Origin of the sequence: Synechococcus sp. BA-120 BA3, from assembly GCF_034931285.1 — a bacterium.
Taxonomy (GTDB): domain Bacteria; phylum Cyanobacteriota; class Cyanobacteriia; order PCC-6307; family Cyanobiaceae; genus Cyanobium.
The window spans coordinates 1-10,551 of sequence record NZ_JAYGHZ010000042.1; the positions used below are offsets into that span (position 1 = coordinate 1).

At 68.5% G+C, this 10,551-nt stretch carries 8 protein-coding genes and 1 pseudogene; 2 read left to right on the top strand and 7 right to left on the bottom strand.

Annotation, left to right across the window (positions count from 1 at the left end):
• The 7 genes and pseudogenes from VB737_RS03415 to VB737_RS03445 form a co-directional block, all read right to left on the bottom strand.
• A pseudogene (locus VB737_RS03415) lies at positions 1–371 on the bottom strand (hypothetical protein); the annotation flags it as partial.
• 26 nt (positions 372–397) lie between these two features.
• Positions 398–2,353, bottom strand: coding sequence for a tRNA uridine-5-carboxymethylaminomethyl(34) synthesis enzyme MnmG (gene mnmG, locus VB737_RS03420; protein WP_500311153.1), 1,956 nt, complete (start codon positions 2,351–2,353; stop codon positions 398–400).
• Positions 2,354–2,415: 62 nt separating this feature from the next.
• On the bottom strand, positions 2,416–3,573 hold the full coding sequence (locus VB737_RS03425) for an HD domain-containing phosphohydrolase (RefSeq protein ID WP_323243478.1): 1,158 nt from the start codon (positions 3,571–3,573) through the stop codon (positions 2,416–2,418).
• A gap of 65 nt (positions 3,574–3,638) precedes the next feature.
• Positions 3,639–3,821, bottom strand: coding sequence for a hypothetical protein (locus VB737_RS03430; protein ID WP_323243477.1), 183 nt, complete (start codon positions 3,819–3,821; stop codon positions 3,639–3,641).
• A gap of 57 nt (positions 3,822–3,878) precedes the next feature.
• Positions 3,879–4,997, bottom strand: coding sequence for a DMT family transporter (locus VB737_RS03435; protein WP_323243476.1), 1,119 nt, complete (start codon positions 4,995–4,997; stop codon positions 3,879–3,881).
• A 4-nt stretch (positions 4,998–5,001) separates the two neighbouring features.
• Complete coding sequence (locus tag VB737_RS03440; RefSeq protein WP_323243475.1) at positions 5,002–8,118, bottom strand: efflux RND transporter permease subunit; 3,117 nt, start codon at positions 8,116–8,118, stop codon at positions 5,002–5,004.
• 42 nt (positions 8,119–8,160) lie between these two features.
• Positions 8,161–8,736 carry an efflux RND transporter periplasmic adaptor subunit gene (locus VB737_RS03445; protein ID WP_323243474.1) on the bottom strand — a complete coding sequence of 192 codons (576 nt, stop codon included), beginning with the start codon at positions 8,734–8,736 and terminating at the stop codon, positions 8,161–8,163.
• A gap of 122 nt (positions 8,737–8,858) precedes the next feature.
• Here VB737_RS03445 and rppA point away from each other — a divergent pair, with 122 nt between their 5' ends.
• Positions 8,859–9,557 (top strand): two-component system response regulator RppA, encoded by a 699-nt coding sequence (rppA, locus tag VB737_RS03450; RefSeq protein ID WP_323243480.1) that lies wholly within the window; start codon positions 8,859–8,861, stop codon positions 9,555–9,557.
• 11 nt (positions 9,558–9,568) lie between these two features.
• Positions 9,569–10,465, top strand: coding sequence for a sensor histidine kinase (locus VB737_RS03455; protein WP_500311158.1), 897 nt, complete (start codon positions 9,569–9,571; stop codon positions 10,463–10,465).
• Positions 10,466–10,551: the final 86 nt, after the last annotated feature.

Genomic DNA, 10,551 nt, shown 5'->3' on the forward strand with positions numbered 1-10,551 from the left:
AGGCTGCGCAGCCGCTCGACCAGCAGCAGGCTGCGTTCCTGGCTCAGGGCCTGCTGCATGCGGCTGGAGTGGGTGAGGTACAGCACCGAACTGGCGACGCTGACCATGCAGACCCCACCCATGGCCGTCAGCAGCAGGGTGTTGCGGTCGGTCCGGGAGGGGGTGGTGGCCGGTGGGGAAGGCCGGCCCCGCAGCCGCCGCACCGCAGGGGCCAGGGGCAGGGGCGGGGGAACCTCGGCCTGGGAGGCTACGTCGAGATCGATCGTGGCCTCCGGGTCGAAGACCCGGTTCATCATCTGCTCGGCCTTCAGCTCCCAGTAGGCACGCGAGGTAGGAATGCCGCGCAGGGGACGCCGAGGGGAGGGGCTCATCTGCAGACCTCGGCGTCAGGCGTGCGTCACTGTAACGATGCTTCCACGGTCTGACGAGGGCCCGAGTCTGCCCGGCGTCGCTGCAGTTCCAGCCAGAGCAGCAGGGCGTTGACGTCGGCGGGGCTGACGCCGGGAATCCGGGAGGCCTGGCCCAGGCTGCGGGGCTGGATCGCGGCCAGCTTTTCGCGGGCCTCCGCCGAGAGGGTGCCGATGGCGGCGTAGTCGACGTCGGCGGGGATGGCCCGCTCGAGCTGGCGCCGCACCCGCTGGATCTGCTGTTCCTGGCGGGCCAGATAGCCGCTGTACTTGATGTCGATCTCGGCGCCGTCGCGCACGTCGACCGGCAGATCCGGACCCATGAGCCCCAGCTGCACCAGATCCTCGCCGTGCAGGCCGGGCCGGCGCAGCAGATCGGCCAGGGTGATCGAGCCGTTGATGCCGGCGCCGGTGGCGGCGGCCACGGCGGTGGCGGCGGGATCGGCGGCCTTGAGCCGCACCGTTTCCAGCCTGTGTTTCTCGGCGTCGATGGCGGCCTGCTTCTGCTCGAACAGGCGCCAGCGCCGTTCGTCGATCAGGCCCAGCCGGCGGCCGAGGGGCGTGAGCCGCCGGTCGGCGTTGTCGCCGCGGAGCACCAGGCGGTACTCGCTGCGGCTGGTCAGTACCCGGTAGGGCTCCTTGAGGTCCTGGGTGACCAGGTCGTCCACCAGGGTGCCGATGTAGCTCCCCTCCCGGGGGAAGTGCATCGGGTCCTGGCCGCCCAGCAGACGGGCGGCGTTCAGCCCGGCCACCAGCCCCTGGGCGGCGGCCTCCTCGTAGCCGGTGGTGCCGTTGAGCTGGCCCGCCGAGAACAGGCCCCGCACCCGTTTGGTTTCCAGGGAGGGCTCCAGCTGGGTGGCCGGCAGGATGTCGTAGTCGACGGCGTAGGCGGGCCGCAGCATCACGCAGGCCTCCAGACCGGGAAGCGTCCGCAGCAGGGCCAGCTGCAGGGATTCGGGCAGGCCGGTGGAGAAGCCCTGGACGTAGAGCTCGGGGGTGTCGCGTCCTTCGGGCTCCAGGAAGATCTGGTGGCTGTCTTTATCGGCGAAGCGGACGATCTTGTCCTCGATCGAGGGGCAGTAGCGGGGCCCCTTGCTGTCGATGAAGCCGCCGTAGATCGGCGTGAGGTGGAGGTTGTCGCGGATCAGCTGGTGGGTGGCCGCCGTGGTGCGGGTGATGTGGCAGGCCATCTGCTCGCCGCTCACCCGGGCGGTGGGATCGAAGCTGAAGAAGCGGTCGGCGGCGTCGCTGGGCTGCTCCTCCAGCTGGTCGAGGCGCACGCTGCGCCGGTCGACCCTGGCGGGGGTGCCGGTCTTGAGCCGGTCGGTGCGGAACCCCAGGGCCTGAAGCGCTTCGGTGAGCCCTTCGGCGGGCTGCTCGCCGGCCCGGCCCGCCGCCATGGAGCGGTTGCCCACCCAGATACGGCCCCCCAGGAAGGTGCCGGTGGTGAGGATCACGGCGCCGGCGCCGTAGACACTGCCGAAGTAGGTGCGCACGCCGATCACCCGGGCCGGCGGGCCGGACGGGTCGTGGGGATCCCCCTCCAGCTCCAGTCCCGTGACCATCGCTTCGCGCAGGGCCAGGTTGGGGGTGTGCTGCAGCAGCTGCAGCATCTGGCGGGCGTAGTGGCGTTTGTCGGTCTGGGCCCGCAGCGCCCACACGGCCGGGCCGCGGCTGGCGTTGAGCAGCCGTTTCTGCAGGGCGGTGGCATCGGCCAGCCGGCCGATCACCCCGCCGAGGGCATCCACCTCATGGACCAGCTGGCTCTTGGCCGGACCGCCCACGGCCGGGTTGCAGGGCTGCCAGGCGATGCGGTCGAGGTTGAGGGTGAACAGGGCGGTGGACACCCCCAGCCGGGCGGCGGTGAGGGCCGCCTCGCAGCCGGCATGGCCGCCGCCGACCACGATCAGGTCGAAGCGTTCGGTGGGGGCTGCGCTCAGGGCCATCCTTTGAATGTATGGCGTTGCGGGGGTGGGTGCCGCGGCGTCCCGGGCCGAGGGGTTCGGGTTCAGCCATCCTGGAAACGTTCCCGGATCACTTCCACGGCGTCGCGCCGCCGCTTCACGGCCGCCACACAGTCGGCATCGAACTGACCTGCCGTCACCATCTGATCGAGTTCGGCGATGGCCGCGTCCATGCTCCAGGCCTGCTTGTAGTGCCGGTGGCTGGTGAGGGCATCGAGCACATCGGCCACCGCGATGATCCGGGCCTCCAGGGGGATGGCCTCACCCACGAGGCCCATGGGATAGCCGGAACCATCGAGTTTTTCGTGATGGCCTGCCACCACGTTCTTCATCACGGCTGAGTCGGGGAGATCCTCAAGGCCAAATTCACCCACCATTCTATCCAGGATCTCCATGCCCTTTTGCACATGGGTTTCCATTAACTTGCGTTCCTCAGGGTCGAGGGGGCCGGGCTTGAGCAGGATGCGATCGGGAATGCCAATCTTGCCAATGTCATGCAGGGGCGCAAACAGATACAGATGTTCGATGTATTCATCGCTGAGTCCGTGGCTCTGCTGGAGTTCTCGGGCGATCAGCCGTGCGTAGTGGGCCATGCGCTCCAGGTGGGCGCCGGTTTCAAAGTCCCGCAGGTTGGCGAACTCCCGGGCCACCTGGGCCGAAGCCGTGATGGAGTGCACCAGATTGAGCTCGCTGCAGATCAACATGTTGATCAGTGAAGCGATTAGAGAGAGTTTCCGCTGCACGGAATCGGTGAAAACCGCGGGCTTCAGTGAATCGAAGAAGAGAAAGCCGATGAACGAACCCTTGTCGAGCAACGGAACAGTCAGCGAAGAGCGGTAGCCCTCCTTCAGTAGCCAGGCCGAGTGCTTGGTGTTGCCGCGCACCGCCGCCGGGATGTTGTCCAGCACGCGGACGGACCGGCTTGTGGCCAGGTGGCTGAGGGACTGGCTTTTGGAGAGGTGGAACTCATAGCCGCTGATCGCCTCTCCCGTGCGTGTGCTATTGACAAACGTCTTCAGTAAATCGACTTGAGGGTCGTAAAGCGCGACGGCCACCCGATCCACATCGGGCGTCATTTCCATCAGTTGCTGGTGCAGCTGGCGCAGCCGATGATTGAGGGCCTGTCCCACGCAGGGAGCTTCGGCCCCGGCGGCTGCCTCCGAGGTCGTGTCGTTGTCCGTTGGGGTGGGTCGCGAGGTCATCACCTGGACACCAGGATTCTGAACCCATCCTCGCGCCTCAGGAGGCCCCCGGGCCGCCGTTGGGCTCAGGCTTCCGGCGGGACCATGGCGGCGGGCTGCTGCGAGACGGCATCGGCGGGATCTTCGGTGCCGAACATCCGGCCCCAAAAGGTGAAGTAAAGCCCGAAGTGCTTGCCGTGGCGGCGGTGAGGGCCGCAGCCGACCACGATCAGGTCGAAGTGCTCGGTGGGGTCTGCGCTCAGGGCCATCCTTTGAATGTATGGCGTGGCAGGGGCCGGTGGGGCTGCCGGAGGCCGCGCCGACCCTCAGGGGCGATCGCCGTGGCCATGCCGGTGATGCCCATCGCTGACGTGCGGGTGCTCGTGCTCGATCGGGTCATGGTCATGCTCATGGGCATGCCAGTAGGGCTGCTGAGCATCGCCGACGGCCTGCCCCACTCCGCTGTGGCCGTGGCTGTGGTGGGGGTCAGCGTTGGCTGGGTCGTGGCGGTGGCGGTGGGCATGGCGGAGCACCTCGTGCCGATGCCAGTGGCCATGGTCTTCCCTGAGCAGCAGGCCGACGCCGAGCGCCATGGCGGCGGCGGCCATCGCCATGGCACTGGTGAAGGCTTCGCCCAGCACCAGCAGGGAGAACAACAGGCCCACGAAGGGAGCCGTGGAGAACACCAGGGCTTCGCGGGCCGCCCCCAGGTGACGGAGCGCCAGCAGGTCCAGCCAGATCGAGACCCCGTAGCCGAGCGCGCCGATCAACAGCAGCCCGAGAAGCGCCGGCCAGGCCGGCAGCCTCTGGCCGGCCGCCAGGGCCAGCAGCAGCATGGGGCCGGAGGCCCCGATGGCCTTGAGCAGGGCGATCTGCAGGGGGTCCCGCAGGCTCAGGCGCTGGCTCAGGTTGTTGTCGATTCCCCAGGCCAGGCAGGCGCCGGCGATCAGCAGGGAGCCCCGCAGCGTGGCCCCATGGAGGGAGCCCTCCGTGAGCAGCACGGCACCGGAGAGGATCAGAACGGCCGCGATCAACCCCCGGCGGCTGAGGTGCTCACGGCCGACCAGCACGGCGATCAGCAGCGTGAACACCGTTTCCAGGTTCAGCAGCAGGGAGGCGGAGCCCGCCGACAGCAGGGTGAGCCCCTGCACCAGGCAGATCGGCCCCACCATCCCGCCCAGCACGGTGAGCCCCAGCAGCGGGGGCAGGTCACGGCGCTGAACGGGTGACTCCTCCTGCCGCTGGCCAACGATCCCCCGTGCCACCAGCAGGGCGATGGCGGCACCGGCGTAGAGGAGAGCGGCGAGCATCAGCGGCGAGCCCGCAGCGCTGATGACGCTGACTAATGGAGCGCTGAGGCCGAAGAACCCCGCGGCCAGCAGGCCGGCGACCAGCCCCTGCCGCTGAGACCCGGCGCTGATCCGGTTGGAAGGGGCGCTCCCCATGGCCTCAACCCTCGCGCACCACAGGCTGGCGGCGCGGCAGTAACCAGCCGCCGAAACGGGCGTAGAGGGCCGGCAGCACCAGCAGGGTGAGGATCGTGGAGGTGATCAGCCCACCGAGCACCACAATCGCCAGGGGCTGCAGGATCTCGTTGCCCGCCCCGAAGGCCAGGGCCAGCGGCAGCATGCCCAGAGCCGAGGTGAGGGCGGTCATCAGGATCGCGTTGAGGCGCTGGAGGCTGCCGGCGCGGATCACCTCTCTGAGCTCCAGCCCTTCGGCGTGGCGGCGGTTGTAGTTGTCCACCAGCAGCAGGCCATTGCGCACTGCCACCCCGAACAGGGTGATGAACCCGATCAGGGAGGCCACCGAAAGCACACCGCCGGTGAGCAGGATGGCCACCAGGCCACCGACCAGGGCCAGGGGCAGATTGATCAGGATGGCGACCGTGGCCGGCAGGGACTGCACCGACACGAACATCAGCACGGCGATCACCACCGCGGCCAGCAGGCTGTAGAGCACGAGGTTGGCGGTGGCCCGCTCCTCCGACTCGAACTGGCCGCCGTAGCGGATCAGGTAGCCGCTTCGCAGTTGGATCGTGCGCTCGATGGTGGCCCGGATGTCGCCGACGACCGTGCCCAGCGGCCGGCCGCTGACATTGGCGGACACCACGATCAGGCGGGAGACATCCTCCCGGTTGACCACATTGGCGCCCAGGCTGTTGCCGATCCGGGCCAGGGATCCCAGCGGGAGCATCGTGCCGGCGGGGGTGGCGATCGGCAGGGCCCGCAGGGCATCGAGGCTGTTGCGGGAGGCCTCGGGCACCATCACCACCACATCGGTGCGATTGGTGCCGTTCACCATCTGGCCCACGGTCCTGCCGTTGAGGGCGATCTCCACCGCCTCGGCCAGCTGCTGCATCGTGAGGCCGTTGGCGGCGGCGGCCTGACGATCGAAGGCGATCTGCACCTGCTGGATGGGCAGTTGGGGTTCGAGCTGCAGATCCACCACCCCCTGGATCGGTTCGATGGCGTCACGCACCTGCTCGCCGATTCTGCGCAGTTCCGCCAGATCGGGCCCGTAGATCTTGATCGCGATCGCGCTGCGCACCCCCGAGAGCACCTCATCCATGCGGTGGGAGATGAAGCCGCCGATGTTGGGGGCCACACCCGGAAGGCGGAGAAACGCCCGGCGCAGTTCGGCGATGGCGGCAGGACGATCCTGCATCGCCGCATCGCTCAGCTCCACATCCACATGGGCCAGGTTGACGCCGGCACCATCGGCATCTCCCGGGGCCCGACCGGCCCGCACCTGCACCCAGGCGAACAGGGGGTTGCTTTTGAGGGTGGTGGAGAGGGCCAGGCCGGCGCGGCTGGTCATCTCCAGCGACACCCCGGGGTAGAGCACCATCGAATTCACCAGCGACTTCTCGCGGAACTCCGGCAGGAACACCCGCCCGAGGCTGGGCAGAATGGCGCAGGCCATCACCACCACGGCCAGGGCAGTCGCCAGCACCCGCCTGGGGGAGATCAGCACCATCTCCAGCAGGGGCCGGTAGGCCCGCTCGACCCAGGTGGCGATCCAGGTGTTCTCGACGGGCAGTTGCGTGTTCGCCAGCAGAATTCCGCAGAGCGCTGGCGAGAGGGTGAGCGCCACCAGGGTGGAGGCGGCGATCGACAGCAGGTAAGCCAGCCCCATCGGCGCGAAGATCCGCCCTTCCACGCCCGTGAGGCTGAAGATCGGCGCGAACACCACCACGATGATGACGGTGGAGAGGATCACCGGCTGGCGCACTTCCACCGAGGTTTCGTACACCACCTGCAGGGGATTCTTCGGCTGGGCGGCCACCTGGTTGCGGCGCAGGCCGCTGTAGCAGTTCTCCATATCCACGATGGAATCGTCGACCACCGAGCCGATCGCCACCACCAGCCCACCGAGGGTCATGGTGTTGATCTCCAGCCCGAAGGCCCGCATCAGCATCAGCCCGATCAGCAGTGAAAGAGGGATGGCGCTGAGGGTGATGACGGCGGTGCGCCAGTTCATCAGGAACAGCACCATCACCACCGAGACGATGGCGATGCCTTCGATCAGGGAACTGCTGACGTTCCGGATCGCCGTGTCGATGAAGCTGGCCTGCCGGAAGGTGCGCGTCACCTGAATGTCAGCCGGCAGGGTCCTGCTGAGGGCGGCGATCCGCTCCTCCACCTCGCGGGTGACGCTGGGGGTGTCGATGTCGGGCTGCTTGTTGATCATCAGCACCACCGCCGGCTTGCCGTTGAAGCTGCCGTCGCCGCGCTTGACGGCGCTGCCCAGTTGCACCGTGGCGACCTCACCAAGTCGAAGCGGTTGCCCCTTCTGATCGGTCACGACGGCATCGGCGAGATCCGCAGGGCTGCTCGCCTGGCCATCGGCGCGGATCAGCTTCTCCTGCCCGCCCGCGATCAGAAAGCCGCCCGGGGCGTTGGCGCTGGCGGCAGCGGCCGCCTCGGCCACGGCCTGCAACGACACGTTCCGGGCCTGAAGCTGTTGCGGATCGATCTGGATCTGCTGCTGGGCCTGCTCACCGCCGTAGAGGGTCACCTGGGCGACGCCGGGCACTTCCAGGATCTGGTTGTTGAAGGTGGTGGCGACGATCCGGCGCAGCTCCATCGGCGTGGTGGGGCCGCCGCCCTTCAACGTGAAGGCGTACTGCAGGATCGTTCCCAGCGGCGACACCAGCGGCGAGATGGCCGGGGCGCTGGCGTTGGCGGGCAGTTCCGCCGCGATCTGCTGCAGGCGTTCCGCCACCGACTGGCGGGCCAGGTTGATGTCGGCGTTCTGATCGAAGACCACCTGCACCATCGAGAGCCCCACCTTCGAGGAGGAGCGCACCGTTTCCACCCCCGGCAGCCCATGGACGGCCGATTCGATCGGCACGGTGATGCGCCGTTCCACCTCCTCCGGTGCCAGGCCATCGGCGCTGGTCTGCACATCCACCTGGGGTGGGGCGAACGGGGGAAAGACATCCAACGGCATCCGGCTGAGGATCGACAGGCCCCAGAGGGTGATCAGCACGGCGGCGACAACAACCAGCCAGCGCCTGGCGATCGAGGTGCGCAGCGTCTGGTTGAGCAGGCGTTCAAGCATCGGAATGGGTCGGGGGGCGCGAGCGAACGAAGGGTCCGGAAGTCAGTGCTTCCTGCCCAGCCGGGAGACCACGACCCCACCGCCCACCACGACCACCACGGCAGCGGCACCGATCAGCAGGGGGTTGGGACCTGCGGCGGCCGTGGGCGTGGCCGCGACCGGGGGCGCCGGAGCCTCCGTGGGGGCGGCGGTGGGTTCCCCAGCGGCTGCGGCGGCACTTTGACTCTTCTTCGACTCGGCGTAGAGCGAGAGGGCCCCCTGGGTCACCACGTTCTCCCCGGCCGTCACACCGTCGGTGACGTCGATCTGATCGCCCTCGGTGGCGCCGGTCTGGATGAAGACCGGGTCGTAGGTGGTGCCGCTCTTGACGAAGACCAGGGGCTTGCCCTCTGCGTCCACCACCGCGGCGACGGGAATGGAGACCACACCGCCGGCTTCGGTGGCAGGAGCGGTGGTGATGCCCAGCAGGGCGTCGATCTCGGCGCTGGCCTTCACCTGGCGCACATTCCCCTGCTGCTGAAACTCATCGCCATGGCCCACATGCGCCACGGCCGGATCGGGTCCGCCGAGGGCCAGGGATCCGAGGCTCAGGCTGGTGGCCAGAAGAAGGGCACGCATGCTGCTGCTGCCGCAGGGGCAGGACAAGGACCCGCCGAGGATGCCGCAGGAGGGATGAAAAACAGGTGAAACCTCCTGCGCTGCCTAGGATCGGCCCCATCCCCGCCTTCAGGTCCTTGCCGCTGCGCATCCTGCTGGTGGAGGACGAGCCCGAACTGGCCGGCGCCATCGAGGTGGTGCTGCGCGCCCATCACCATGTCGTCGATCACGTCGCCGAGGGGCTCGGCGCCTGGAGCCTGCTGGGCAGCGACCTGGCCAGTTACGACCTGCTCATCCTCGACTGGATGCTCCCGGGTCTTTCAGGCCCGGAGCTCTGCAGGCGGGTACGCGGGGCCGGTCTTACCGTGCCCGTGCTGATGCTCACGGCCCTGGCCGACACCAGTCACCGGGTGCAGGGCCTCGATGCCGGTGCCGACGACTACCTGAGCAAGCCCTTCGCGATGGAGGAGCTGCTGGCCAGGATCCGGGCGCTGCAGCGGCGCCAGCCCAGTTACCGCGATCCTCTGCTCCGCGCCGGCAGCTATGTCCTCGATCCGGCCGAGGGTTGCCTCACCATCGAACAGGAGGGGGGACGCACGAGGATTGTGATGTCGGCCAAGGAACTGCAGCTGATGGCCTACTTCATGGAGCATCCGCGCCAGATCATCCCGGGATCACGGCTGCGGTCTCGGCTCTGGTCGCTGGAGGAGGATCCGATCAGCAATGTGGTGGCGGCCCAGGTGCGGCTGCTGCGGCGCCGGCTTGCCAGCCATGGGCTTCCTTCTCCCATCGAGACCGTGCCCTCCAAGGGGTACCGCTTCGATCCGGAACCGGAACCGTAGGCACGCCTGCCATGGCCTGGCCTGGTCCCATCCCCAGCAGCCGCCTGCGGCTGGCGGCGGCCTATCTGGCGGTGATCGGCGTGATTCTCTACGGCGCCGGGTACGGGCTGTTCGGCCTGTTGATGCGCGCCAACTGGACGGCCCTCGAGAGCGAGGTGGAAACCCTGGCGGGCACCCTGCATGACAGCCTCAAACCCCTGCTGCCGCCAGACGCCAGGCCCTCTCCCCAGCTGGCCAGGGTGCTCCCCGGACTCTGCCTGGTGGGGCAGCCCTGTGCGTCGCCACCCTCCCTGCTGCCGCGCCATGCCGTCAGCATCACGGATCCAGAGCGCTTCTACGTGCGTCTGCTGGATCGGCGCGGCGCGCTGATCGCCCACTCCCCCGGATCTCCGGGCGCATCTCCCACGGCGACCATCGACCGATCCGGCTCAGCCTGGACGGTGGTGACTGGGCATGGCGGAGAGCGCTTCCTGCAGTACGCGATCCATCTGCACCGGTCCCACACGCCCGTGCATCGGGGCGCGGAGCCGACGGAGCTGGATTGGGGCTATCTGCAGATCGGCCGCAGCCTGCACGGGTTGGAGGCGGAGAGAGAACGGCTCTGGTGGGCCACCCAGACGATCGTGGGGCTGGCCCTGCTGGTGGCGGGCCTGGCCAGTTGGTGGTTGTCGGGTCTGGCGATGCGGCCGCTGCTGGCGGCCTACCGGCAGCAGGAGCGGTTCACCGCCGATGCGGCCCATGAACTGCGGGCACCGGTGGCCAACCTGCTGGCCGTGGTGGAGGCCCACCGCACCCAGGCCCCGGCCGACCAGCCCGCCACCAGAGACACGCTGGCGGTGGTCCACCGGCAGGGGCAACGGCTGAACCGGTGTCAAGCGACATCCGGAATTGGTCCTCCGGCGACATGAAATCTGGCCCACCCTGTGAGGCTGTAGCCCCGGCTTGTTGACGCCGTAGCCGGCGCCGGTTGGTCTTGCTCATCAGTCCATTGGGA